Origin of the sequence: Microbulbifer agarilyticus (genome assembly GCF_019800665.1) — a bacterium.
Classification (GTDB): Bacteria; Pseudomonadota; Gammaproteobacteria; order Pseudomonadales; family Cellvibrionaceae; genus Microbulbifer; species Microbulbifer agarilyticus_C.
The window spans coordinates 340,906-367,362 of the sequence record NZ_JAHVKO010000004.1 but is presented as its reverse complement, the minus strand read 5'-3'; the positions used below and the strand labels follow the sequence as shown (position 1 = coordinate 367,362).

Below are 26,457 nucleotides of genomic sequence, written 5' to 3'. Positions count from 1 at the left end.
TTTACACAGTCCGCTGGTAAGGGGCTAATAATGCGAATAGTGAGTTTGTCCGTGGATGGAGTGCACCAGGCTGCACAACGCGGGCTATATGATTGGCTGGCAGATCAGGACGCAGACATCATCTGTCTGCAGGATCTACGCTCACTGGAACCGGAACTGGATCATCCCATCTTTCATCCGGACGGTTACTACAGCTACTTCTTCGATTCCGGCACCCCCCATGAAAACGGTGTCGCCATCTACACCCGCGCACAGCCAAAAGCCCTGATTTACGGCATGGGCTTCGCCAACGGCGTGGACATGTACGGGCGCTATTTGCAGGCAGATTTTGAACGCTTGAGCGTCGGCTCACTGCTGGCTCCGGTGGCCACCAACGAGGCCTCACTGGAAACAAAAGTACAGTTTTTTGACGACATGCAGGCACACCTGGCCAAAATCAGCAGGAAACGCCGCGACTTTATTTTCTGCGGAAACTGGGGCATGGCACACCGCCGCGCCGACGTACAAAACTGGCAGGATCATCAGGACACTCCCGGGTTTATGCGTCACGAACAGCGTTGGCTGGATCAGCTGTTCAACGACATCGGCTATATCGATGCCTTCCGCCGGGTAGTAAAAGACGCGGACGAATTTACCTGGTGGCCCAGTGGTGAAGCGGGCAAGGGTGACGGCTGGCGCACCGATATGCAGATCGTGTCACAGACCCTGAAGAACAAGATCGAGTACGGCGCCATTAACAAGAACGTGAAGTTCTCCAGCCACCTGCCGGTGATCATGGATTACGACCTGGAGGTCTGACGCTTCACGCGGGCTCCGTTTCTGATCAAGCACATACCAGGCACATAGAAAGGGCGCTGCGAACAGAATTCACAGCGCCCTTTTTTATTTGTCTTCGCCGGTACTGTTCGCTGGTAACGTCAGCGAATACGCGAGGCCTTCAGCTTCACATCTGCATCCCGCCAGGCCTTGTTGAAGCGCGCCTCGATCAGTTCTGCCTGATCGCCTTTGTCCTGCGCTCGCAGCGCCTGGGCCAATCCAAACAGCGCCCAGCCGTTGTCCGGGCGCCGATCCAGATCCTGCCAGTAAACGGTTTCCGCCTCGGCCGGACGGCCAGCCTCGAGCAGTACCGCACCCAAAGCCAGGCGCGGCGGATAGTGCCACTCGGCGGGCTCGGTATACACCAGGCCGTCCTCGAGCAAAATGGCCCGGCTCAAATGATTGACCGCACTCTCGTAATCCTTGCGCGCGGCCGCCAGCTCGCCGGCAAGCACCTCCGGAGCAATCGCCAGCACCTGTTTGGCGGTATTGGGCGAAAACATCGGGTAGTCCAGCGCCGGATCAGCGGCGAGCTTCTGCACCTGCGCCAACTCCTCCTGTGCCTTGTTCAATTGGCCCTTGGCGACAAACGCGAGTCCGCGCACATAGTGCCAGGCGAGGGAAAGAAATGGGTCCGCCGGCGGTTGCGGAAGTGCCAGTACCTCATCCCATTTGCCAAAGCGCGCCAGCGACCAGTAGGGCAGCACGCGGAAGCTCGCCAGCATCGGCATCGCCTCCAGGGTCTCATCGGAAATCTGCTCGGCGGTTTTATTCGCCGCGTCGATGGCCTTGCCGCTGCGCCCCAGCGCGGTATTGGCGAACCACAGGAAGTGAATGTTGTGCGGGTAATAGGCCATCGGGTAGATGCCCTGGGCACGACACTGGGTGATGTAATCCTCATCCGCGGCGATCGCGCGCTCATTCGCTTTTACCGCATCCGCATAGCGCCCCACCCGCTGGTAAATATGCGCCGGCATATGTACCAGATGCCCGGCACCGGGGACCAGGTTTTGCAGCGTATCCGCGGCCTTTTCCGCGCGCTCGGGATTATTGGTGGGTTCGATCAGGTGGATATACAGGTGCAGAGCACCGGGGTGCTCGGGATTTTTCTCCATCACCTGTTCGAGCAACTCGACGATTTTTTCCGTGCCCGCGTAGGGAGTGCCATCGCGCATCCAGTAATTCCATGGGCGCAGATCCATCATCGACTCGGCGTACAGGGTGGCGATATCCAGGTCATCCGGGTACTGCTCGACGACCTTGCCCATGGCTGCCGCATACTTCTTATCCGCCGCGCTGCGGTCCGCGGCATCACCGGTATAGCGGGTAGTCAGCGCATCAATCAGTGCGCGCTCCCGCTTATCCACACCGCTGCTTAACGACTTCGCTTTCAGGGCCAGCTCGCGCGCCTTGGGCTCTGCTTCCGGGTCCATAGGCGCATTAATGTTGGGTCCCAACACCAGTGCCTGGCCCCAGTAGGCCATGGCGCAGTCTGGATCCAAGCGCGCCGCTTCACGAAACGAGCGGCCGGCTTCGGCATGGTTAAATGCGTAGGCCAGGTTCAGGCCCTGATTGATGTACTGCTGCCCCTGCTCGGAGGCACAGCTTACCGGGAAGGTATGTTTACCCAGGTTCTGCAGGCGCGGCGCAATGCTGCCGGTGGGCGAAGGTTTATCGCCGCCTGCGGGCTCGCGGTAATGTTTGTGATGGGGACGCGCTTCCTGCTTATCCACAGGTGTGCTGGTGGTGGCGCTGCTAGTGGAGGTCCCAGCTTCCTGGGCAAAGCTGTGCGTAAAACTTTGCCCGGCAAGTAGCAGCAAAGCACAAAGGGCTGAAGCGAGGTGGGGTCTTTCCATGGGCTCTCTCACTGGTTTAACAGGATTGAGAGAAGCCTATGACAATCCGGGCATGGCTCCACCACAGGAAGTGGCAAAGCCTGCCGGATTTTGAACTACGCGCGCACGGTCGGTGACGTACGCCGTTACGCGTCGGACAATGCCTTTTTCTGCAGCTCGACCAGCTCCTTGATACCCGCCTTGCCCAGCGCCAGCATCTCGGCAAACTGCTGCTCGGTAAACGGTGCGCCCTCGGCGGTGCCCTGCACCTCGATCATGCCACCATCTTCCGCCATCACCATATTCATATCGGTATCGGCGTGGGAGTCCTCCGGGTAGTCCAGGTCCAGCACCGCCTGGCCTTCATAAATACCCACAGAGATTGCCGCCACCATATTTTTCAGCGGATCGGTGTCGATAATTTTTTCCCGCTGCATATAGCGAATGGCATCCACCAGCGCCACACAGGCACCGGTAATCGACGCGGTACGCGTGCCGCCATCTGCCTGGATAACATCGCAGTCGAGGGTAATCTGGTGCTCCCCAAGCGCCTCCAGGTCCACCGCCGCGCGCAGTGAGCGGCCGATCAGGCGCTGAATTTCTACGGTGCGTCCGCCCTGTTTACCGCGCGCCGCTTCGCGCCCCATACGGGTGCCGGTAGAGCGGGGCAGCATGCCGTATTCCGCAGTAATCCAACCACTGCCCTGACCGCGCAGAAAACGCGGCACTTCTGCCGCCACAGAGGCGTTACACAGCACCTTGGTGTCGCCGAACTCCACCAGCACCGAGCCCTCCGCGTGGCGGGTATAGTTGCGGGTGATGCGCACATCGCGCAGTTGTTCTGGTTTGCGGCCGCTTGGTCGCTGCATATCTCACCTCTTTAGAATCATCTTTAACTTGCAAGCCCGGCATTATAGCCATCAAAGCACACAATCACCCTGTGCTATGATTTGCCGCTCATTTTCCATCACTCATGCTCAATTAGAGCATTTCTGGAGCACGGCAGTATGGCCAACAACAAAGTGCGCAGCATGACCGCTTTCGGGCGTGCCGAGGTAAATTACTCCACCGGTACCGCGGTGTGGGAAATGCGCTCGGTGAACCATCGCTATCTGGAACCACACTTCCGCCTGCCGGAAGCTGCCCGTGCACTGGAGCCCAAACTACGTGAACAGCTGCGCAAGACCCTGAACCGCGGCAAGCTGGAAATGACCCTGAACCTCAGGGCTACCAGCGGTGAGGCCGCGGCAATTGAGGTGAATCAGGCGCTGGTTGAGCAACTGTTGAGTGCGGCCAAGCAAGTCTCACCAGGCCTTGGCGGTGTCGGCAGCCTGCCGCTGAATCCGATGGAAATTCTGAAGTGGCCGGGGGTGATTGCCGAACCGGAAACCGATGCGCAGGAACAGGCCAACGCCATCCTCGACGGCTTCAAGCAGGCGTTGAAGCAGCTTGTGGATAACCGCGAACGCGAAGGCGCCGAACTCGCCGGCTTTATCGAAGCACGCCTTGTCGGCATCAATGAACAGGTCACCACCGTGCGCGCGCTGCTGCCGCAGATTCTGCAAAACCAGCGCGAAAAACTGAAAACCCGGCTGGAAGAACTGCTCGAAGAAATCGACAAGGATCGTATCGAGCAGGAAATTGCGCTGCTCGCACAAAAAGCGGATGTGGATGAAGAGCTGGACCGTCTTGACGCTCACATCACCGAGACCCGTCGGGTACTCAAGAACGGCGGCCCCATCGGCCGACGCCTCGACTTCCTGATGCAGGAATTCAACCGCGAAGCGAACACGCTTTCATCCAAAGCGGTAGTAACTGACACCACTCAGGCTGCGGTGGAGTTAAAGGTATTGATTGAGCAGATGCGCGAGCAGGTGCAGAATATCGAATAAGTCCTATTCAAGAGTTCAGACAATCTTCAGTCGCACGCACCAGGGATGGTGTAGACGATATCTCGCACGAACAACCACTGACTTGAGGCTGCTTCACAAATTTCGTAACCCCGTTGCTCAAGAAGATATGCGGAAGCGTAGTGAACTGTAGTAGGTAGAATCACAATGAGCGCCAGCCCAAGTAAGGCAGTCGCACCAACAGCTTGCTTGATTTTTCCTGGGACTGGCTGTCGAATCAGCGAATTATAAATTCCATCCAATAATAAAAACGACATCGCGATTCCCGCGCCAAACAAGTAATAAACACCCTTGTCAATTAACACGTTATTGTCAGCTTGGAATATCGCTACCATCATGTGATAGAAAGCTACGGTGGGGAGTATGAGACAAATACCCGCCACCGAAAAAAATACCAACAATATAGCTGCGGCCGTTGGGCGTGACGTCTGTTGCGATATTTCGGCTTTCGCTACCATTGCGGTATATTCCTGTGTAAATAATGTTTCGCGGTATCGATTAGGACTCTTCTAGTTTCATCGATAACATAATCCAAAGCGCTATCGATAAATTCACCGGCCGCGCTGGAAATACTTTTCTTAAAATCTGCCACTTTCGCATTTTTCTTACGCTGTAGCTCGTCTAACGCAGAAATGACTTTCTCAGTAATTTCAAACCGGTTATCCAGCCTGGAAAGTCCGTAAGAAACAAGCAACCCCACTCCAATAGCGGCCACAATGGGTCCCACTGCCACAGTGAATATTGCTGCTGCACCTGCAGCGGCAATTATTGACGCCCCCGTGGCAATCCCTATTTTTATAATGTCTGTAGCCAAGGTTCCGATCAGCTGATTCAAAGTAACTTGATCTGTAAGAATGTAATCTGCAATTCTAAAGGCACTTACCAAAACAACAGTCAAAATCCCGCCGCTACGCATTGCACCAATTGCACCACTTTTCCCGACTCCCATTTGTACTACTTTGGCATTTTGTAACCCATATCTGGTGCCAGTAAAAATCGTTCGCAGTCGCGGATTGCCCTTGAATATTACATAGGGCTGCCCTTTATAATATTTGATATATGCCTTTGTTCCGGAAAATCCGAGATCGGCAAATAGTTTTGTCAGCATGCCCAAGTCTTTGCTTGTGGCACTGTAATTTGCCGCAGCCTCGACCCCACTCCTAAGCATCGCCCAGGTAGATTGTTGGGAAGAATACTCGGGCGATTTCGCAACGGTCGCTACAACATGATCAAATTCATCCAGCGAAAGTGCGTACAATTCGTGCGAATTATGCCGGAGGCCATTTCTGATCGGATCTCTTTCCATATCTTTCATCGTTAAACAAATCCATGTTTATCCGCTGTAAAGCTGAAGCGTAAAGCGCTGAAGTTTAACGCAAGAGTAGAAAAACAAGAAAAGCGATACAATGAGAATTTGTGGCACGAATGTACGGATTATGCAAGGCAATCCAACGGGCAATGATGTGTTAGGTTGAATACTTAGATAATTTTCATTGTCTCTCAATGAGAGTCGCAACGCCCACACCGGCGCCACCACAAATAGCGACCAGACCGCGCTGCAGGTCTCGTCTCTCCAGCTCGTCGAGCAACATGCCGATAAGAATGCCACCGGTGGCACCTAGCGGGTGACCCATGGCGATAGCACCTCCATTGACGTTCAGCTTGTCAAAATCGATCGCAAAGTGCTGCTGGTATTTCAGTACGCTCGCGGCAAAGGATTCGTTAATTTCCCATAGATCGATACCTTCTGGCTTAAGTCCGGTCGTGCTCAACAACTTTTCGGTGGCGCGCAGGTGGCCGGTGAGCATTTGTACTGGTTCATCGCTGGCACTGGCAAAGTGGCGAACTTTGGCGCGCGGTTTTAGGCCATATTCTGCGCAGGCATTATCGCTGGCGAGTAATACCAGCGATGCGCCGTCTACCAGCGCCGGGGCATTTCCCGCGGTATGCCGGCAGTCGAGTTCGGTGCCGGGATAGGTGAAGCCGACGAGCTTCTGCGCGAGCGGCGCGAACTCACGGAAACTTTCCGGCAGGGCGGAGAGCTTTTCCATAGTGGTTGTGCGTATGCCATCGTCGGCCTGCAGGATTGGCTCGCCTTCGCTATCGGTTACCGGAATCAGCGCGTTGGCAAAGTGGCCCGCCTGCGATGCGTGTGCGGCGCGCTGCTGGGATTGCAGGGCCAGTTCATCCAACTGTGCGCGGCTGTAGCCTTCGCGGGTAGCGATCAGGTCGGCGGACAGGCCCATATGCATAAAACGCGTCGCCCGCATCACTTCCTTGTCGGAATACCAGGGACCCTTGTCGGAAAACATCGGTACCCGGCTCAGGTGCTCGACACCGCCGGCCACCACCACCGATGCCATGCCTGCAGTAATATGTGCGGCAGAAGTGTTCACTGCATCCAGCCCCGAACAGCAGAAGCGGCTGATGCTGGCGCCCGGCACACTGTCGGGCCAACCCGCGTACATGGCGGCCATCTTGGCGATATTGGAACCCTGCTCACCGCTCTGGGTGGAACAACCCAGCAGTACATCGTCGACGATACCCGGGTCCAGATCGTTGCGCGTTTGCAGTGCGTGAAACAGCGGTGCGAGTAGCGCGACGGGTTTTACTTTCGCGTATGCGCCTTTCTCGGCGTGACTGCGGGCGCGGGGGATCCGTACGGTGTCGATAATATTGGCGCTTTGCATACTCTGCTCTTTATCTGGTTTTTATCTGGTTTTTTAGTTAGCGGCCGATAATCAGGCTGGCACAGGTGGTGGTGCTGCCACCGAGGTTAAACGTCATCAGGTTTTTGGCATTGGCGATCTGGTTTTCGCCGGCGCTGCCAGTTACCTGGCGATAGCCATCCAGGGCCATACGCACACCGGTGGCACCCACCGGGTGACCGAGGCCAATCAGGCCGCCGCTGGCATTGACCGGCAATGCGCCATTTCGCGCAAAAGTTTCTTCCTCGATCAGGCGGTGGAGTTGGCCCGGCGGCACAAGTCCGCAGTGATCCAGAATCATGTATTCGGTGATATTGAAGCAGTCGTGTACTTCCAGTCCGTCCACATCGCGTACGCTGTGCATGCCGGCACGGGCCAGGGTTTGCGCAAACAACTGCTGCACATGCGGGAATAAAACACCCTGTGGGTTCTGCAGTTTGAGTTTGTGCGAAAACAGCATGGGCGCATTGATATGTCCCCAGCCCTTAATGCGCGGTATGTCTTCGAGGCGCAGGCCGCGAGCGCGGGCGTATTCCTGGGCGCGCTCTTCAGTCGCAATAAAAACCACCGCGGCACCGTCGGTAATCTGCCCGCAATCGTGCCGGCGGATGTCGCCGCTCACGGTTGGGTTTGCACTGTCATCCTCGGCAAAACTGTTGTCGGCAAATTGCCAGCGACGGGACTGGGCATTGGGGTTTACCCGGGCGTTGGCGAAGTTCTTTTGCGAAATTGCCGCGAGGTGTGCCTTGTCGAGCCCGTGGCGCGCGCGATAAATATCGATAAGTTCGGCAAAGGCGCAGGGCCACAGGTATTCCGCATCGGTCCATTCGCGACCGTTCCAGGCGGCCGGCGCCAGATTGGCCGCGGCCTCGTTACCGGGCACATTGCGCATCTGCTCGATGCCCACCACCGCCGCCAGCTGATAATTGCCGGCACGCAAGTCGGCCATGGCGGCAAGCAGTGCCATGGAGCCGGATGCACAGGCGGCCTCATGGCGCGAGGCGGGAAGGTAATGCAGCGCCGGGTCCACTTCACCAAAGAAGCCGCCCAGCTGTGCCTGGCCCGCAAACAACTCGCCGACAAAATTGCCCACATGGCCCACTTCAATTTCTGCGGGATCCAGTTTGGTGTTTTCCAGACCGGCCGTTAGGGTTTCGGCAAAGCCATCAAACAGGGACAGACCGTCGCGCGCCCAGTTGCGGGCAAAATCACTTTGCGCGCCGCCCAGGATATAGATGGAACTGGTGGCCACGGTGTTCTCCCCTTAATTAGCTGTGACTTTCTGTGTTTATTGATCCCCGCGCGCTTATCGATCGCCACGCAGAGTGGGGCCGTCGGCCCAGGTGGCGTGGGTGCCGCTGCATATCCGGTGCGGCAGGATAATGCGGCACACCGGTCCCGCCTCGATGTCCTTCGCATCGATTAACACGCACTCGGAGCGGTCTTCTTTCATGTCGGTGATAAAGCTCACCAGATAACCGTCGTCTTCGTCCTTGGCGTTTACCCGCGGTGCGAATGGCGACTCGCTGCCAAACCGCTGCTCGCCAAACGGCAGGCTCCAACTCTCGCCGGTTTCCAGATCGTGTTTGACCATGCCGGAGAACAGGAACCAACCGGGCTCTCCCCACACGGAATACAGGTAGCGGGATTTACGCCCGGCGTAGCGCTGGTTGAACATGCCGAATTCCAGCACGCGATCGTCGAGCCGCTCCTCTTTGGTCTCACCGGTTTTCAGGTTGAAGCGCCAGCGGTGCAGGTGGGACTTGAACGAATGCATATCGATGCCGGCCATCATGCGCCCGACTTTTTCCGGCAGGCCCGGCAGAGGTTCCGGCACCGGCGCATCCTGGAAGTAGCCGTCGAGAATAATCTCATCGCCTTCTTCGTACGCGTTCATCCAATGCAGGACATAGGTGGGCGCCGCCTCAAACCAGCGGATGTCTTCGGCCTTGCCGTAGCGCGGCAAAATGGCAAAGCGGGTAGGCATGTCCGGGTGGTAACCGGCGCGGTGGATATTGTCCTTCAACAGGTTTTCGTCCCAGAACAGCGGCAGGTCCACCAGAATGGAGTAGTTCTCGGTAAACGCCATATCGTGCGGCAGGCGCGGCCCGGGGGTGGGCACCGGGGTGTAGTGCACCAGCTTGTTGTGCTTATCCACCACACCGTAGTGCTGGTAGGGCGGATGCTTGGAGTAGTTGAAGAACAGCATCTCGCCGGTGCGCTCATCCACCTTGGGATGCGCAGAAATACCATCGACCGGCGCCCAGCCGGCAACACCCTCCTGCTCCAGGGTATAGGGGTCGAGACGGTAGCCATCGCCGCATTGCCAGAAGGTCGACAGTACCTTGCCCGCATGCACCACCACATCCGTGGAGGAGGCGTCCTTGACCGCGCCTTGCGCGCCCCAGCCCGGTCGCTTGGATTTGTGCACGCTGTTGGCAATCCCCGCCCACAGCGATTCGCCAGCTTCCTGCTCGGCTTCGAACCCCTTGGTGCGCACGAAGCGGTTGCGGTACTCGACCTTGCCATCGCGGAAGCTCATGGCGTGCAACATGCCATCGCCATCGAACGGGTGGTAGACACCGATCGCCTCGTGCACCTGATTTTCCGTATTGCGGATATACACCCCGTCGATATCCCGCGGTATCTCACCGATCACCTCGAGGTCCGTCGCGGTAAATTCGGTGAAGTTCGGGGTCCAGGCACCGTTCAGGTAGGGGTGCATGCTGGGCTGGAGGGTACTGGGGACGGTGTTCTTATATTTGATATCCATACCGGTAGTGCTCAGGGCCTCAATAGGGTTATGTCTAGGCTACGTCTAAGTAACAGGTAAATAGTAACTTGCATTATGATACTAATAATAAAAACAGATCGGCCGGATTCGATCAAGTATGCATTTAGATAGAGAATTGGATGCCAATTTAGGCGTCAGTGATCGGATAGGATCACCAGCACTAAAAGACTGATTACGGGGAATACGCCACAACGGCGGGATGCGCTAATATCGCGCCATGAATTCGGGATTATTGATTAACCGCGCCATCGCCGGCGGGCTGGATGTAATCGGGGACCGCTGGTCGCTGCTGATCCTGCGGGATGCGTTTCTGGGGCGGCGCCGCTTTGAAGAGATTCGCGCGCACACCGGTGCCAGCCGCGCCACGCTGACCCGTCGCCTTGCTGCACTGGTTGACGCGGACGTGCTGTACCGCAAGGCCTACGGCACCGGTTCGCGGGTCGAATACCGACTCACAGCCACAGGGCAGGAATTGTTCGGTGCATCACTGCTGGCGTGGCAGTGGGAATCCCGCTGGGCCCACGGCGAGCAACTGCCCGCGCGGTTGCGCCACAGTGTGTGCGGGAGCCCACTGCACCCTCGCGCCCAGTGCCGCGCCTGCGCCGAAGAAGTCACACTGGATTCCGTCGACTGGGACCTGCCCGCAGCGGGGCTGGAGCCACAGTTTGAAGAGCTGCGGTCCATCGGCGGGCAGCGCCGCGTGCGCGCCGAACAAGCGACGGGCAGTGACCGCGACCTCGCCACGGTAAGCAATCTGATCGGCGACCGCTGGACCCTGCTGATCCTGATTGCCGCCTTTTTCGGGGTGCGCCGCTACGACGACTACGCCCGACATCTCTCCATCGCCTCGAACATCCTGACCCAGCGCCTGCGCTTCTTGGTCGAGGCCGAAGTGCTGGAGCGCATCAGTTACCAACAAAACCCGCCCCGCTACGAATACCGCCTGGCCCCACGGGGCAGGGACCTGTACCCGCTGGTCATGGTGATGCGACAGTGGGCGGAGCAGCGTTTGCCCCCAGACCAGCGGCCGCTGGCCTTGCGGCACAAGGGCTGCGGGCAGCCTCTGGTAATCGATGTGGTATGCGGTGAGTGTGGGCAAAAACCCTGGCCACGGGATGTTTCGCGACTGACCACCAGCTGAGCGCCGGTTAGCCGATACCAGCCAGGCCTTACCAGTCATCCACAGTGCGGATTTACCTCGACTGACCGCGCCACTTGTGGATAAATATGCACATCCGCAATTTCGAACAGATTCGAGGTGAGATGTGCTCCGAAATGACATTTACAATGATGAGTATTCCATCGGCGTGGTTGCTGGCACCGCCACGGATACCCGTTTTGGACTCGACTTTCTCGCCGCCCGCCAAGTAGCGGGCTTGGGCATCTCCCTGTCCGCGTCACCGCAAGCGCAAACCCAGCTGCAGGCGCTGGAGCGCGGCGCTCTCACCCAGAAGCTGATCGATGCGATTGAGTCCCTGCAGCAGCAGGGCGCCGCGGCGGCAATGATCTACTGCAACTCGCTGTCTGGTGCCGTGGACCTGGATACCGTGCGCAGCACCGTCGCGATCCCGGTGGTGTCACCGCTGGATGTGTACGCGGAATTGACCCAGCGCTATCGCAACTTCGGCCTGCTCGCCGCCAACTGCCAGAGCTGTGCCAACATCGAGCGGGAAATCCTGCTGCGCAACCGCAGTGCCAAGGTCATCGGCATCGGCAACCTGCAGATTGTGGAAGATATCGAAGACGGGGTATCACCAGCGGAACTGGTGCAGCAGCACGCGCTGGATGACCTGGCGGCGGCACTGGTGAAAAGCGGGGTGCAGATCCTGATCCTAGGCTGCACCCACTTTGACTACTTCTACGCCGAGCTACTCAAGCACTGCGACGGCATCAAACTGTTCCTGCCGTCGGAGCGCATGCTGGCTCTGCTCAAGGCGCAGTCACTGGAAGCGGCCTGAACCTTGGTGCGAATGGCAGCCGGGCGAAAGACGCCTTGCCGCATTCAGATTAGAGGACTTCAAACAGGGCCGCGGCACCCATACCACCGCCAACACACATGGTGACGACGACATATTTCACACCGCGACGCTTGCCTTCGATGAGCGCATGCATGGTCATGCGGTTACCACTCATGCCGTAAGGGTGACCAATGGAGATGGCGCCACCGTTTACATTGAGTCGGTCAGCTGGAATGCCCAGCTGATCACGGCAATAAATCACCTGCACCGCGAACGCCTCGTTCAGTTCCCACAAACCGATATCGTCCATTTTCAGGCCGGTGCGCTTTAGCAGCTTGGGAATCGCGAATACCGGCCCAATTCCCATTTCATCGGGCTCACAACCGGCTACAGCCATACCCCGGTAGACCCCGAGCGGCTGCAGATTGCGCTGTTCGGCCAGCTTGCTATCCATCATCACCACCGCAGCAGCGCCGTCGGACAATTGCGAGGCATTGCCTGCAGTAATCACACCGTTCTCGCGCACTGCATTCAGGCTGTTTAGGCCCTCAAGGGTAGTACCCGGCCGGTTACCCTCATCCTTGGCCAGCGTCACTTCCTGTTCGCTGATATCGCCAGTTTCCTTATTGGCCACCAGTTTGGTCGCCGTCACCGGAACAATTTCATCATCGAATTTACCGGCCTCCTGGGCCGCGGCGGTACGGCGCTGGGATTCCAGCGCGTATTCGTCCTGAGCATCCCGGGAAATGTTATAGCGCTTGGCAACAACCTCGGCGGTATCCAACATCGGCATGTAAATGGCCGGCGCTTTTGCCAGTACCGTCGGATCTGCCGCACGGTGCAGGTTCATGTGCTCGTTTTGCACCAGGCTGATGGACTCACAACCCCCGGCAACAACCACCGGCGCACCATCGACGACGATCTGCTTGGCCGCGGTGGCTATCGACATGAGGCCGGAAGCACACTGGCGATCAATGGTCATGCCGCTGACGCTTACCGGCAGGCCTGCGGCCAGGGCAACCTGGCGGGCAAGGTTGCCACCCTGACTGCCCTGTTGCAGCGCCGCACCGAAAATACAGTCGTCAACTTCTGCGGGATCAATACCCGCGCGCGCGACCGCGGCGGTTACCGCATGGGACGCAAGCGACGGGCTTTCCAGATTATTAAACGCACCGCGATAAGCGCGACCAATGGGCGTGCGCGCAGCTGAGACAATAACCGCTTCTTTCATAGATAAACGCTCTTCGAGTCTGCACCCACACATATGCGTGGATGCGGCAGACAGGTTGAAATTACTTGGGCCAAATCACGCCGGCTGGGTGCTGGCCATCGCCATAGTGAGGAATTTTTCCGTTTGTCCCGCGCCCGAGGCGAGTTCGCCCTGTGCACTTTGTTCGCAAATTTTGTCCCAGCTTTCGAGCACCGCCTCGGGGGTTTGCGCATCGGCCGGGATAAAGGTGCCCGCGGTCTCGAAGAGTCGAGTACTGGCGTAACCACCCGCACCGGCACACAGAATAAAGCGGTTGGGGGCATCCTTGTGGCACAGGGTTAGGGCACCGGCGGTTACCGATTCCGGTGTCAGCATACCGAGTATCTCTGGAGGCATCAGATCCTCGGTCATGCGGGTACCGGCCGTCGGCGCCAGCGCATTCACACGGATATCGTATTTCGCGCCTTCGAGCACCAGGGTATTCATAAATCCTAGCACTGCCATTTTGGCGGCACCGTAGTTGGACTGGCCAAAGTTGCCATACATGCCGCTGGAAGAAGTGGTCATCACGATGCGACCGTAATTCTGCGCGCGCATAATGTCCCACACCGCCTTGGTGCAGTTCACCGAGCCCATCACATGCACATCCATCACCATCTGGAAATCGCTCAATTCCATTTTGGCGAAGGATTTATCGCGCAGGATACCGGCGTTATTAATCAGGATGTCGACGCGGCCCCACTTGTCCATGGCCTGCTGCACCATGTCCTGCACCTCGTCAAACTTGGCTACGTTGGCACCGTGCGCGATGGCTTCACCACCGTTGGCCTCAATTTCCCGCACTACTGCCTGCGCCGCCTCTGAAGACGCACCGCTACCGTCGCGGGCGCCACCCAGATCATTGACTACAACTTTCGCGCCACGTGCGGCCAGTGCCAACGCATGGGATTTACCAAGACCATTACCGGCGCCGGTTACGATGGCCACCTGGCCGTCAAAACGTACTGTCATTGTTTTTCTCACTTGAAATAATTGTATTGTCAGTTTTCACTGTGAATGGTTGCATTCATGCAACCATTTGCATGGTCAGCCACTCTGCCTTGAGTGCAGGTTTCTCTTCACCCTCAATTTCCACGGTTACATCAAACTTCAGCATGAACTGGCCAGGATTTTTTTCTTCCGCACTGGCAAGCTTCGCATGGGCGCGAATCCGGCTATCAACTTTCACCGGCGCGATAAAACGCACCTTGTCAAAGCCATAGTTAATACCCATGTAAGCGCCTTCGATGGCAAGGCCAAAGGTCTCTGCAAAATGGGACAGCATCGACAGCGATAAGAAACCGTGTGCGATGGTCGAGCCAAATGGCGTTTGTGCCGCGCGCTCGGGATCGACATGAATAAACTGGTGGTCCAGAGTCGCCTCGGCGAAGAGGTCAATTTGTTGCTGATTTACGCCAAACCAGTCTGTGGTTTTCAGCTCGGTACCGACGTGTTGCAGCAGCGCTTCTTTGGTAACGGTGTTCATGCTATTTCCTGGATTGATAACTGGCTTTTTTGTTTAAAACCAATCTGGCTTCATCTCAAAACTGGTAGCGTCGATATCGCGCACCAGTTTCGACCAGTGGTAAATTTTCGGGAGTTCTGAGCGGAAGAAATACTGCATTGCCTGCAGCTTTCCGCGGTAAAAGTGCTCGTCATCTTTATGCGGATTAGCCTGGAGCCCCGCATCTGCGGCGAGCCCCTGGCGCAACCAGATCCATGCGACCACGATATGCCCGAACATCTCCAGATAACTGACCGAGTTGGAGAAAACGAGATCGATGTTTTTCTCGGCGGTTGCGCCGAGCACGCCAGTCGTAGTCTGCTGCAACTCGGTTAGCGCAGCGCCTAATTGCCCAGCAAACAGACTCAATTCCGTATCGCGGGCTTTGTCGATAGTGCCCTGCATTTCATTGAGTATCGCCTGATAACCGGCGAAGTTATTCATCGGTACCTTGCGCCCGAGCAGGTCGAGCGACTGAATACCGGTGGTGCCTTCATGAATGGGGTTCAGGCGGTTATCGCGGTAAAACATTTCCACCGGATGCTCATTGATATAGCCGTGGCCGCCCATCACCTGGATCGCCAGGTTGTTGGCTTTGGGGCCGTATTCCGACGGCCAGCTTTTGATAATCGGGGTCAGGAAATCCAGCAGGGTGTGCGCCTGCGTGCGGGCTTCTTCGGTTTCTGCCGTTTTTTCGTCGTCGGCCAGCTGGCAGCCGAGCAAGCACAGTGCATAGGCGCCTTCGGCATAGGCCTTTTGCGTGAGCAGCATGCGACGCACATCCGCGTGCTCGATGATCGGGATGGGGGGGGATTCCGGGTCCTTGTTGCCGAGTAACCGCCCCTGGGGACGTTCACGCGCGTAGTCGAGGGAATACTGGTAGCCGGTCAGCGCCGTGAGGGCAGCACCGGTGCCTACCATGATGCGCGCCTCGTTCATCATGTGGAACATATACATCAGTCCCTTGTTTTCTTCACCCACCAGATAGGCATTGGCACCACCGTTTTCGCCAAAACTCAGCGCGGTGGAGGTATGTCCGCGACCACCCATTTTATGGAACAGGCCAGCGAGGGCCACGTCGTTGCGCTCGCCAATACTGCCGTCTTCGTTGAGCAGGAATTTGGGCACGATAAACAGGGAGATGCCCTTCACGCCCTTGGGCGCCCCCTTAACCCGCGCGAGTACCAGGTGCACGATGTTTTCACTGAGCTCGTGATCACCACCGGAAATAAAAATCTTGTTACCGGTCAGCCGATAGCTGCCATCCGCTTCGCGGGTAGCAGTAGTAGTGAGGTCGGCAAGCCCGGAACCGGCGCCGGGCTCGGTCATCGCCATGGTGCCCATAAAACGCCCTTCGCGCATGGGGCGCACCCAGGTGTCGATTTGCTCTTTGGAACCGTGCGCTTCAATCAAGTTGGCATTGGCATCGGTCAGGGAGATGTATCCCAGTGTTGTGCTCGCCACAGCAAAAAGGTGCGCCTGAGCCGCACTGGTGACAATCGGTGGCAACTGCATACCACCACTGTCAAAATCGCTGGAGGGCGCGGCGAGACCAGCCTCAATCACCGCATCCAGCGCGGGCTTGATTTCAGGAATCAGGTGCACTTTTTTGCCGTCAAAAGTGGGCTCATTGGTGTCGACCTTCTGGCGGATTGGCAGGAAATGTTTCAGCGCAACCGTCTTGCCGGTCTGGATAGCTGCGTCAAATGTCTCGCGACTGTGGTCCGCGTAGCGCGCACGGGCCGTGAGAGATTCCGCATCAAAGAGTTCATACAGCATGAATGCCAGATCGCGTTCACTAAGTGCTTGGGCTGCCATGGGTCACCTAATATTTATTGAGCATTGGCGGTTATCGGAATTCTTCCACCCAGCTTGCGGGCGGTTGGGTATTGTTGACCCAGTTGATAGACTCGGCCATTACCTCTCAGGTCAAGTTTGGGCCAGGTCACGTTCGAGAGCCCCGCGGCATACGTTGCCGTGGCGCTGTTTGTTAAGGCGGGAATATGAGCGATACAGCCTATCCGGCGTTTGGGCATCTATTGCGGTTCTGGCGCAAGGTGCGCGGTATGAGCCAGGAAGCGCTGGCGCTCAATCTACAATCCTCAACCCGGCATATCAGCTTTCTGGAGAATGGCAAGGCGCGCCCCAGTGAAGCGCTGGTTGAGGCGATTGCCCAATCGTTGCAGCTCGGAGAGCGGGACAGTAGCTACCTGCGACTGGCAGCAGGATATCTCGCGCGCAGCCAGGCCGTTGACTTCGAAGCGCCAGAGTTCAATTGGCTGCGCAAGGCCACCCTGTTTTCACTGAAGGCGATGGACCCCTACCCAGCAGTGCTCATGGACCGCTACGGCCGCTTGTTGATGGTGAACCGCAGCTGGGTGGCCTTCTACAAAGAGGTGGTTAGCGCTGAGGAGCTGGTCGAAGTAAAAAATCATTTCGAGTTTTTGTTCCGGCGTCCGTCGGAAGGTGCCGCGCAAGAATCCTGGCGGCATAAGCTGGCCATGATCTTGATGTATGCCCAGCAGGAGGCCCTATTGACCGATGATCCCATCTACCACGGGATGGTGCGTGAACTCGCAGCACATCCCGGTGTGCCGGACGACTGGGCCCAGATTGCTTCACAGCTCAAGCCCATGGCCAGTTACCGTGTTCAGCAACGCTACAAGGGCAAACTTCTGAGTCTTTTCAATGTCAGCCTGAACGTCGGTGCAGTGGGCCCCGCATCGTACGTGTCGGAACCGCGCTTGGCGATTAACACGCTCTATCCGGAAGATGAAGCGCTCGACCTAGGGGATGCACTGGATAGCGATCTCTCACACCCTCTGCTGTTTTATTAACAACAAGCAATCGAGGCGTTTAGAAGCACCCCACAGATTTACGCTGATACCTGCTGTGAACCCAGCTCCTGTGCGGCCTCCCTTAATACCCTCTCAGTGGCAGTGCGGGCGGACGGGATGTTGCTCGCCAGGGTCAGGAATCCATGAATCATCTCCGGGTAACAGACATAACGAACGGGTACCCCGGCATGTTTCAGCTTTGCCGCAAATTCTGTGCCTTCGTCCCGCAGTACATCGAAGCCTGCGGTGATCAGGTAGGTCGGTGGTAAGCCCTGAAGATTTACTGAGCACAACGGTGAAACATACGGATCGCTGGTACTGCCAGCATCCGCTACATATTGCTGTGCAAACCACGCCATATCAGACTTACGCAAATAATAGCCATCGGCAAAAGCAGAATAAGACGGTGTTTCCAGACTGCTGATATCCGTGACCGGATAGAACAACAATTGGTGAAGAATGCGAGGACCACCTTGATCGCGGGCCTTAAGGCTGCACGCAATGGCGAGATTACCCCCGGCGCTGTCACCGGCAATTGCAACCTGTGAACACCCCGGGGCAAGCGCTTCCACGTTGGCGCCAGCCCAGCAAAGCGCAGCATAGGCATCGTCCAATGGAATCGGATATGGGTGTTCCGGAGCCAGACGATAGCCAACGGAAACCACTACATACTGGGTGCTGTGCGCCAACTGATCTGCGAATACATCGTGGGTATCGAGATCACATAGCACCCAACCTCCGCCATGCAAAAAAACCAGTACCCCACGCGGGTTTCGCGGCCGGTAGATCCGCAGGGGTATCTGGCCGCCCGCCACGTCTAAAACCATGTCCTCTGATTGGCAGCGACGTACACCGCCATCGTCTGGCGTCATTGTCTTGACGGCTGTGCGCGCCACTTCGGCACCAACGTCAGTCAGTGCCGGACGTTCCAGGCTCTCCACCAGCTGAAGAAACCCACGTATGTCTTCAGCTAGTTGCCGCTCGGTCAGGCTCATTCTTTTGCACCCGGTTATCGACCTGCGAGGACGTCAAAGTCCATATCGTCCAACGCCATCAGACTGTCGGCACCAGCGCGTATCTGTTCCGCCAGGCTGCTGCAGCGCGGCAGTATTTTGTCGAAATAAAAGTGTGCCGTCACGGCCTTGGCACGATAGAAAGCATCCGCACCTTCCCGTACTTCGGACACACTGGCCATGCGCCCCCATTGCCAGCCCAGCAACACATAGCCGGAGTACATCAGATAATCCACCGACGCAGCGCCAAGCTCGTCAATATTCTCACTGACGGAATTGAATAGTGTCGCGGTGATCGCCTGCCATTCTTCAAGACGCGCAGAAAGACGTTGGGCATAATCTGTCTCCATGTCTTCCATGTCGGCACGAATGCGGACAATGACCGTCTCCAGTGAGGCCCCTTGGTCGCGCAGCACCTTGCGTGCCAGGAGGTCCAGTGCCTGAATACCAGTAGTGCCCTCATACATGGTGGTGATGCGTGCATCGCGCAGGTTTTGTTCCATTCCCCATTCGCGGATGTAGCCGTGGCCTCCGTAGACCTGCATGCCGATATTCGCGCATTCGATGCCCATTTCGGTCATGAAGCCTTTGGCGATTGGCGTATAAAATGCGAGCAAACTGGCAGCTTCAGCCGCTGCCTCAGCATCAGTACCCAGCTCGATGTCTACCAGCTGCCCGAGACTGTGTAGCAACGCACGGCTACCTTCAGTCAGAGCACGGATAGTCAACAGCATGCGCCGCACATCCGGGTGTACGACGAGTCTGTCCGCCGGGCGCGTTGGTACTTTAGCGCCGGATAACGCACGCCCGGCTTCGCGTTCAGTCGCATAGCTGAGCGCACCCTGCAGCGCGACTTCGCCATGGGCAAGACCTTCCAGCGCAACGCCCAGTCGCGCAGAATTCATGAAGGTAAACATGGCCAATAGCCCACGGTGCGGCTCACCAATGAGAAAGCCCTGAGCACCGTCAAAATTCATCACGCATGTGGCGTTTCCATGAATGCCCATTTTATGTTCGAGCGAGCCGCACTGGACCGCATTGCGTGCGCCAGGTTCGCCGTGTCGGTCGGGTAAAAACTTGGGGACAATAAACAACGAAATACCGCGAGTACCTGCGGGTGCCTCGGGCAGTCGCGCTAGTACCAGATGAACAATATTTTCACTGAGATCGTGTTCGCCGGCGCTGATAAAGATTTTGGTACCACTGATGGAATAAGAGCCGTCTTCCCGTGCTTCCGCGCGGGTGCGTAAGAAACTAAGGTCACTGCCGCATTGAGGCTCGGTCAGGCACATAGTGCCTGTCCAGGCGCCGCTGGTCAGTTTAGGCAAATAGATTGCTTGCTGGGACTCTGTGCCATGGGCCAACAGCGTTCCGCGACAACCTGCACTCAAACCAGGATACATTGCCCACGCGTGGTTCGCCTGACTCAAGCATTCGGACACCATAAAGTCGAGGGACTTTGGCAACGCCTGCCCCCCAAAAGCAGTGGGCATGCTGAGGCCCGGCCAACCACCATCAATATATTGCCTATAGGCGTCGGCAAAACCGTCGGGTGTTTTTACCCCATCCTCATTCCACAGGCAGCCCTGTTCATCGCCATTGCGATTCAATGGGTAAAGCACCTCTTCACTAAAGCGCGCCGCCTCCTCGAGAATGGCGTTGCGCAGATCGCAATCCAGTGGCTCACCACCTGCGAGACTTGCGTAGTGTTGCTGCGCGTTAAGTAGCTTGTCCGCGAGAAACTGGACGTCGCGGATGGGTGCTTTAAAGGGCATGGCGTTCTCACATCTGTTAGCCAAGGAAAATACCTGCGATTGTCAATCAAGCAGGCACTACCAGAGATTATTGGTCGACTCGGAAGAAATTCGCGTTGTAACTATTTACGCAGGCTGCGGCGCAGTACTTTGCCCACCGCCGATTTGGGCAACACATCGATAAATTCAATGTACTTGGGGACTTTGTAAGGGGTCAGTAATTTGCGGCAGTATTCCCGCAGCGAATCCGTATCGCGTGAGTCACCGGCAGCGACAACGAATACTTTGATGGCTTCGCCAGTGCGTTCATCGGGTACGCCTATCGCAGCACATTCGAAAACATCTGGGTGAGCGGTCAATACATCTTCAATTTCATTTGGATAGACATTGAAGCCGGAGACCAAAATCATGTCTTTGATACGGTCAACGATTCGTATAAACCCATCTTCCTGGATCACGGCGACATCACCGGTGCGAAACCAGCCATCGCGGTCAATTGCCGCGACACTTTCCTCCGGACGATTCCAGTAGCCCTTGAGCACCTGTGGGCCACGTACCACCAGTTCACCCGCTTCACCGTCGGCAAGGATTTCTCCGTCGGAGTCGATGACCTTGACCTGCATCGCTGGCAACGGTTTGCCGACTGTACCTACTTGATGTGCTGTCGGCACATTACAGGTAAGTGATGAGCTGGTTTCAGACATCGCATAGCCTTCAAATAACAGCGTGCCCGTGCGACGCTCCCACTCTTTCGCGACTGAGCTGACCAGCGCTGCGCCTCCGGCAATGGAGCCACGCAGCGCACTGAAATCAATGTCATCAAATTCCGGGTGCCGCATCAGCCCCGCAAACAAGGTATTCACGCCAGCAAACCCGGTGAAACGATGGGCTTTCATCGCCTGTATCAGACTGTCGAGATTGCGCGGATCTGGAATCAACACCGAGTGCACGCCATTCATACAACAACTGATAACATTCCAGGTGAAACCATAGATGTGATACAGCGGCATGGGAGCGATCACCACGCCGTCATTGCGCTCGTTTTCATCCAGTGCACTGGTGGTCTGCCATGCACTTGCATACAAATTACCGTGCGTCAGCATGGCACCTTTTGATGGCCCAGTTGTCCCACCCGTGTATTGCAACACCGCCAGGCTTTCCATGGCGCAGTCTGTCGGCTCGCAAGGCTGGTCGAGATGGCGCGCCAGGACATTACTGAGTGTCACATAAGTTTCCGGGCACTCGTCGGGCAGTTGCTGCCCGGCGTCCGCTTTCAGTGCGTTGGCAACGATTACCCGGGTAATGCCGAGTTCACCTGCAACCTTGGCGGTTACCGGCAGACAGGCCTCATACACCAATAGCGCCTTGACGTCCGCATCCTGAAACTGATGACGAATTTCTCGCTCGGTGTACATCGGATTGGTATTGACAATGACCACACCAGCCCGCAAAGCACCCCAAACAGCTATCGGATACGCCAGGATATTGGGCATTTGAATCGCCAGCCGGTCACCTGGCTGCAAACCATCCCTGAGAAGATAAGCTGCGAAAGCTCGACTGTGGCGATCCAATTCCGCAAACGTCAGCGTTTGTCCAAGGCAGGAGAATGCTGACTTATCTGCATATGCCGATATAGCAGCATCAAACGCATCCACCAGGTTCCGAAACCCCCGCGGATTAATTTTTTGCAGCATCGCCTGTGAATATTCGAAGGCATTATCAGTCATTTTCTCGTATCTCAGTTTGTGGTCACCGGTTAGCTGGCCGCAATCGCGCGCTTGTCCATTTCACGAAAGGCTTCCCCTTCACGCCGGGAGCGGTAGAGAGAAAAAACGTAGACACTGCCGAGTACAATAAGGGAAATACCCGGACCATAAGCCCAGCCGAGACGGGCCAACATATCCATCGTGATCCCGGAGGCGTCCACAGAATCGGAAAAACCGGCAAAGTCGAGAATAAAACCAGCACACAGCGTGCCTGCGCCAAACGTTACTTTTTGAATAAGCATCAACGCGGAGTTCAGCGAGCCTTCCTGACGCAGACCCGACTCTGCCTCAACATCGTCGGCGACATCCGCGGCCATCGAAGCAGTGATACTCATGGCGCCAATAAAAAATGTCTGGTGAATAACGACAAACAGGCACACCAGGATCAGCAGGTTTGCCGTTCCCGGGGCTGGCGCAAATCCGTAAATACGCGCAAGTACTGGTATTGGCCCCACCAGAGCGGCGGTAATAAGGAACAGCATTAAAGTGCGGCGCTTACCCATCTGTGCGGTGATTTTCATGGTTAATATCGTCGCGGGAATTAGTGCCACGAATACGCACAGCATGAAGGCGCCTGTCTGCGTGCTGCTGAAGCCATAAAAGAAGGTGTTGACGTGCAGTAACATGGTATTTGCGGTACCCATGCCACACACCAGTATCAAGCTGCCGAAAAATAGGATGCGCGCAGAAGGAATTTTGAAGAACTGAATGATATCGGTAAATGCACAGTACCAGGCGCGGCTTTTCTGTTCGCTCGTCGCCTGCTTCAAGTACGGAATTCGTGAACGTGTGCCCCACACAGCAATGGCCATCCCAACAGCGGCCAGCAGCGCGGCCGCGAGCCCAATGTTCTGATAGCCACTCGCGATGTCACCGTTGCTGGTGGCAGTTGGAATCAAAATAAACCAGGCAAGGACCTGCAGGCTGATTCCGCCAGCGTAACCCCAGAAAGTTCGGTGTAACACGATGTTGGTGCGTTCATGGTAGTCGTCGCTGAGTTCTGCCGCCATTGCCATATGAGGAACGACAAAGAAGGTCAGTGCCGTACGCACCAGAATCGCACTGCCTATGTACCACGCAAATAGGCCGCCATCATGAAGCCCTGCGGGCGGGTTAAAAATTGCAAACAATGAAAGGGATACCGGGAGAATCGATAATGCCATGAAGCCGTGCCGCCGACCCCAGCGACGCGACTGTGATTTGTCGGAGAAGTACCCGACAATTGGGTCAGAAATAGCATCAGCAATAATTGACAGTAGCGCAGCCAGCCCCGCAATGCTCGGGGACATCCCAAGTATTTGTGTGTAGTAGAAAAACAGGAAGTAGTGAAAGCAGGAATCCTTCGCCGCCCAGGCAAACTGCCCCATACCATAGGCATTTTTTGTCGACTTATTTAAAGCGTTTTGCATAGTTCTTATCCCGCGGTGAGTCCACCATCGAGCACCATTTCGGTACCCGTCATATATGAGGAGGATGGATTGGCTAGATGAGTAATGGCTTTCGCAACTTCACCACTGCGCGCAAAACGCCGCAGGGGAATTTGCCGGTGAAGATAGCGACTCGCGCTTTCGGTATCGGCAAACATTTGTTCGTTGACCAACTGTTCTACCAGGGCGTCACCCATGTCATTTTCAATCATGCCTGGATTTACGCAATTAACACGCACACCTTGTGGTGCAAGCTCAAGAGCCAGCGACTTACTAAAGAGCTGCAATCCGCCCTTGGTCATGTTGTAGAGGGTTTGGTTTGCGACGCCGACCAGTCCGGCGATAGAAGAAACGTTGACAATGGCGGCATCACCACAATGCGCCGCACTTTCGCGCAACAGCGGAAGAGTAGTTTGGCAACCGAGAAAAACGCCTTTGAGGTTCGTTTCTACTTGTTTGTAGAAATCCATTTCCGAACAATTTTCCAATGTACGAGCGATATGCACTCCTGCATTGTTAATTAAGATATGCAGGGCCCCATGGCGTTCCATAACATGTGCCACCAAGGCGCACCAGCTGTCTCGAGATGTAACATCGAGCTGGATAAATTCCGCATTACCACCATCGGCACAAATTAATTGGGCAACGGTTTCGCCTTGTTCGCGACTACGCGCCGCCAATATCACTGTTGCACCGCCGCGAGCCAGTTGACGCGCCGTTTCTGCACCCACACCGCGCGAGGCGCCGGTAACCAGTGCGATTTTTCCGCAGAGCTCCTGATCCACAGATACCTCCATCAGGCCGGCGCGGTGACAGCCAGGGCACCGCGCGCTTGTTGCTGTTGCGTTTCGCTAAGTAGCGACAAATCGCTGCGGGTCGAGAGTACCTCTTCTCGCAACACTTGGCTTGTGCCAGTAGTGACCAGCTCGAGTGGCGCAGTTTTTAAAGTGGTACCTATGCGCCACGCGCGGTCGACTTCTTCCGCGCTGGCAGCACCATCGGCGACGATAAGTAGTCCAGCCTGCACGACACTTCCGATAAGTGCGGTAAAAATTTCCTCACATACTGGTTCGCTGCAAAGAAAATTTTCTGACGCATACGTGGGCGCTGGATAGCAATAAAATCCCTGGCCCGATTTCATACCAGTGTGACCGGCGGCAACAATTGGCTGCAGGCAGCGAATTATTTCCGCTTTGAACTGCGCGCGATGGTGGGTTTGTGCGGGTCGCTTCCAGCTATCCAGTACGACATTCAGGCCAAACAAATCCATCATGCCGAACGGACCCATGGTACCCCCCATATGACGCATCCAGGCGCGGTCTACTTGTTCGACCGTCGCCCGCGATCGGCTGACCAGGAGCATGGCTGTCGTGAGCAGCGGCCCTAGCAGGGAGTTCAGGATATAGCCGGGATACTCCTTGTGCAGCACCATTGGCACGCAACCGAGGCTACGTACGTATTGCTCGAGTACTGCTACAACCCGTTCGCTGGCACGTGGACCCGGGACAATATCCATCAGTGGCGCGCCCAGATAAGAATGCAACGCGGCAAAAGTTTCGCCGTCACGGAGCCCCACATCCATGTCCGATGGCAATAGCGCGGAAGTGTTACTGGTAAGTAGTGTGCCGGGACACATCAGCGCCTCGAGCTGACGCAGTACGGTGCGTTTTATCTCAAGGGATTCCGTGACCGATTCACTGACTAGATCTGCGTCGCCAATGGCAACGGCGAGATCGGAGCATGTGCGCACACGCGCCCAGCAATTGTCGATAGCGACTTGCGACACCTTGCCACTGGCTATCAGGAGCCCGGCGATTTCCTGTTGGCGAGCGCGCACAGTAAGCAGAGCGTCTTCGTCCTGATCGAACAATGTCACCTGATAGCCGGCGATAGCTGCAATCAATGCGTTGTAGCTCCCCATGGTGCCCGCACCGATATAGCAGATTTTTTTTATCGTTTTCTGGTTCACTACTTCTTACCTAAACGTCGCAGGACTTAACGGATCGCGCGCGGCAATCGATCGGGTACTAGCAGGTTGACACTGCAGCGCGCGACCATCGCTGGGCGATACTCGATTACCGGCAACGCCTGAATAGCATTGACGATATGGAACTGGGTTGGGTTTTGTTCCCAGCTGAGCTTCTGCCAAGCCACACTGCCACTACCCACCTGCACATCGTGGTAATGGGTTTCCGAGGGAAAGGTGGTGGCTTCACTAACGCTGGATCCAAAGCCTCCGATCGCCGGCATATAGCGCCAAGCCATGGGGTTATCGCGGCCTTGTTGTGCCGCGGTCGATTCCGCAATCTCTTCGGCCGTTGGCGGTCGCAGGTCGTCCACCTGCAAATTAACAATCGAGTTGTCGAAATGTCGGGCTTCGGCGTGCCAGCAGCCGTTGTTTACGGTGTGTTCAGGGATATCGGCATAGATTTTGGGAATTCCCTGCAGCTCGCGCCCAGTCAGAATTGGATCCGTGAGGTTTTCCCACATCGCCAGGGTATAAGTGCCACGCAATTGTTCGTGCCGACCATCAAAGCGGGCATTGGCATGGACGCCGATTAGGTTATAGCCATGCCCGGCGAGCCAGTCGACCTGCTTGTTGCAGGCGTACACAACCGTGATCACAGGCTCCTCATCGAGAGAAAAAGGTTCCGGTAGGTAAAGGGCGAGCTTTTCGCCATCGGTAACATAGGACACCACCATCATAGTGACATCGCGGTACCAGCCACTGGCGCGGGCATCGCTACCTCGCGGCCCGAAGTGCGCGGGCATGGCAAATGGTTGGTTTACAGGCAGGTCTCGCATGGGTACCTCAAAAAGAGTCCAGTAGCGGCAACGGAAACATGAACGGCATGCCGCAGCAATTTTCTATGGACCGGCGCGACC

Annotated in this window: 23 protein-coding genes; 5 read left to right on the top strand and 18 right to left on the bottom strand. The window is 56.5% G+C overall.

Annotated features, from left to right (window positions below; translation table 11 throughout):
- The first annotated feature begins 30 nt into the window (after positions 1 to 30).
- Complete coding sequence (locus KUV22_RS10980; protein WP_222231069.1) at positions 31 to 798, top strand: exodeoxyribonuclease III; 768 nt, start codon at positions 31 to 33, stop codon at positions 796 to 798.
- Positions 799 to 917: 119 nt separating this feature from the next.
- On the opposite strand, the gene KUV22_RS10975 is transcribed toward KUV22_RS10980, so the two are convergent.
- Together KUV22_RS10975 and rph are read right to left on the bottom strand one after the other, a co-directional pair.
- Entirely contained in the window at positions 918 to 2,672 is a 1,755-nt protein-coding gene (locus tag KUV22_RS10975) for a tetratricopeptide repeat protein (protein ID WP_222231067.1), read from the bottom strand.
- A gap of 125 nt (positions 2,673 to 2,797) precedes the next feature.
- Positions 2,798 to 3,520, bottom strand: a complete 723-nt coding sequence (gene rph, locus KUV22_RS10970) for a ribonuclease PH (protein ID WP_222231064.1) — start codon at positions 3,518 to 3,520, stop codon at positions 2,798 to 2,800.
- Positions 3,521 to 3,658: 138 nt separating this feature from the next.
- Between rph and KUV22_RS10965 the strand changes: the two genes are divergently transcribed.
- A complete protein-coding gene (locus KUV22_RS10965; RefSeq protein ID WP_222231062.1) occupies positions 3,659 to 4,543 on the top strand; it encodes a YicC/YloC family endoribonuclease in 885 nt (294 codons plus the stop codon).
- 26 nt (positions 4,544 to 4,569) lie between these two features.
- Here the strand turns inward: KUV22_RS10965 and KUV22_RS10960 are convergent, their stop codons facing one another.
- From KUV22_RS10960 to KUV22_RS10940, 5 genes are all read right to left on the bottom strand, one after another.
- Complete coding sequence (locus tag KUV22_RS10960; RefSeq protein WP_222231060.1) at positions 4,570 to 5,019, bottom strand: hypothetical protein; 450 nt, start codon at positions 5,017 to 5,019, stop codon at positions 4,570 to 4,572.
- Positions 5,013 to 5,876 (bottom strand): hypothetical protein, encoded by an 864-nt coding sequence (locus tag KUV22_RS10955; protein ID WP_222231058.1) that lies wholly within the window; start codon positions 5,874 to 5,876, stop codon positions 5,013 to 5,015. Before KUV22_RS10955 ends, KUV22_RS10960 begins: the two co-directional genes overlap by 7 nt.
- 175 nt (positions 5,877 to 6,051) lie before the next feature.
- Positions 6,052 to 7,251: an acetyl-CoA C-acyltransferase gene (locus KUV22_RS10950; RefSeq protein WP_222231056.1), complete on the bottom strand. Its 1,200-nt coding sequence runs from the start codon at positions 7,249 to 7,251 to the stop codon at positions 6,052 to 6,054.
- Between the two features lie 37 nt (positions 7,252 to 7,288).
- Entirely contained in the window at positions 7,289 to 8,521 is a 1,233-nt protein-coding gene (locus KUV22_RS10945; protein WP_222231054.1) for an acetyl-CoA acetyltransferase, read from the bottom strand.
- 54 nt (positions 8,522 to 8,575) lie between these two features.
- On the bottom strand, positions 8,576 to 10,042 hold the full coding sequence (locus KUV22_RS10940) for a carotenoid oxygenase family protein (RefSeq protein WP_222231052.1): 1,467 nt from the start codon (positions 10,040 to 10,042) through the stop codon (positions 8,576 to 8,578).
- 238 nt (positions 10,043 to 10,280) lie between these two features.
- On the opposite strand from KUV22_RS10940, the gene KUV22_RS10935 reads away from it, so the two are divergent.
- Both KUV22_RS10935 and KUV22_RS10930 read left to right on the top strand, forming a co-directional pair.
- Positions 10,281 to 11,204 carry a winged helix-turn-helix transcriptional regulator gene (locus KUV22_RS10935; RefSeq protein WP_222231048.1) on the top strand — a complete coding sequence of 308 codons (924 nt, stop codon included), beginning with the start codon at positions 10,281 to 10,283 and terminating at the stop codon, positions 11,202 to 11,204.
- A gap of 124 nt (positions 11,205 to 11,328) precedes the next feature.
- Entirely contained in the window at positions 11,329 to 12,021 is a 693-nt protein-coding gene (locus tag KUV22_RS10930) for an aspartate/glutamate racemase family protein (protein ID WP_222231046.1), read from the top strand.
- A gap of 49 nt (positions 12,022 to 12,070) precedes the next feature.
- Here the strand turns inward: KUV22_RS10930 and KUV22_RS10925 are convergent, their stop codons facing one another.
- The 4 genes from KUV22_RS10925 to KUV22_RS10910 all read right to left on the bottom strand — a co-directional run bounded on the left by KUV22_RS10925 (position 12,071) and on the right by KUV22_RS10910 (position 16,592).
- Positions 12,071 to 13,252 carry an acetyl-CoA C-acyltransferase gene (locus tag KUV22_RS10925; RefSeq protein WP_222231044.1) on the bottom strand — a complete coding sequence of 394 codons (1,182 nt, stop codon included), beginning with the start codon at positions 13,250 to 13,252 and terminating at the stop codon, positions 12,071 to 12,073.
- Positions 13,253 to 13,327: 75 nt separating this feature from the next.
- Complete coding sequence (locus tag KUV22_RS10920) at positions 13,328 to 14,242, bottom strand: SDR family oxidoreductase (protein WP_222231042.1); 915 nt, start codon at positions 14,240 to 14,242, stop codon at positions 13,328 to 13,330.
- A gap of 55 nt (positions 14,243 to 14,297) precedes the next feature.
- The gene (locus KUV22_RS10915; protein ID WP_222231039.1) at positions 14,298 to 14,756 is read right to left on the bottom strand and encodes a MaoC family dehydratase; all 459 of its coding nucleotides are present in this window, start codon (positions 14,754 to 14,756) and stop codon (positions 14,298 to 14,300) included.
- 33 nt (positions 14,757 to 14,789) lie between these two features.
- Positions 14,790 to 16,592 (bottom strand): acyl-CoA dehydrogenase, encoded by a 1,803-nt coding sequence (locus KUV22_RS10910; RefSeq protein ID WP_222231037.1) that lies wholly within the window; start codon positions 16,590 to 16,592, stop codon positions 14,790 to 14,792.
- Positions 16,593 to 16,777: 185 nt separating this feature from the next.
- Between KUV22_RS10910 and KUV22_RS10905 the strand changes: the two genes are divergently transcribed.
- On the top strand, positions 16,778 to 17,611 hold the full coding sequence (locus KUV22_RS10905; RefSeq protein ID WP_222231034.1) for a helix-turn-helix domain-containing protein: 834 nt from the start codon (positions 16,778 to 16,780) through the stop codon (positions 17,609 to 17,611).
- Between the two features lie 38 nt (positions 17,612 to 17,649).
- On the opposite strand, the gene KUV22_RS10900 is transcribed toward KUV22_RS10905, so the two are convergent.
- From KUV22_RS10900 to KUV22_RS10870, 7 genes are all read right to left on the bottom strand, one after another.
- The gene (locus KUV22_RS10900) at positions 17,650 to 18,606 is read right to left on the bottom strand and encodes an alpha/beta hydrolase (RefSeq protein WP_222231033.1); all 957 of its coding nucleotides are present in this window, start codon (positions 18,604 to 18,606) and stop codon (positions 17,650 to 17,652) included.
- Positions 18,607 to 18,620: 14 nt separating this feature from the next.
- Positions 18,621 to 20,399 (bottom strand): acyl-CoA dehydrogenase C-terminal domain-containing protein, encoded by a 1,779-nt coding sequence (locus KUV22_RS10895; protein ID WP_222231032.1) that lies wholly within the window; start codon positions 20,397 to 20,399, stop codon positions 18,621 to 18,623.
- A gap of 101 nt (positions 20,400 to 20,500) precedes the next feature.
- The gene (locus KUV22_RS10890) at positions 20,501 to 22,105 is read right to left on the bottom strand and encodes an AMP-binding protein (RefSeq protein ID WP_222231030.1); all 1,605 of its coding nucleotides are present in this window, start codon (positions 22,103 to 22,105) and stop codon (positions 20,501 to 20,503) included.
- 29 nt (positions 22,106 to 22,134) lie between these two features.
- A complete protein-coding gene (locus KUV22_RS10885; RefSeq protein WP_222231028.1) occupies positions 22,135 to 23,553 on the bottom strand; it encodes an MFS transporter in 1,419 nt (472 codons plus the stop codon).
- A 5-nt stretch (positions 23,554 to 23,558) separates the two neighbouring features.
- Complete coding sequence (locus tag KUV22_RS10880) at positions 23,559 to 24,356, bottom strand: SDR family NAD(P)-dependent oxidoreductase (protein ID WP_222231027.1); 798 nt, start codon at positions 24,354 to 24,356, stop codon at positions 23,559 to 23,561.
- 11 nt (positions 24,357 to 24,367) lie between these two features.
- Complete coding sequence (locus KUV22_RS17515) at positions 24,368 to 25,540, bottom strand: 3-hydroxyacyl-CoA dehydrogenase (protein ID WP_222231025.1); 1,173 nt, start codon at positions 25,538 to 25,540, stop codon at positions 24,368 to 24,370.
- 26 nt (positions 25,541 to 25,566) lie between these two features.
- Positions 25,567 to 26,376: an acetoacetate decarboxylase family protein gene (locus KUV22_RS10870; protein WP_224918568.1), complete on the bottom strand. Its 810-nt coding sequence runs from the start codon at positions 26,374 to 26,376 to the stop codon at positions 25,567 to 25,569.
- Positions 26,377 to 26,457: the final 81 nt, after the last annotated feature.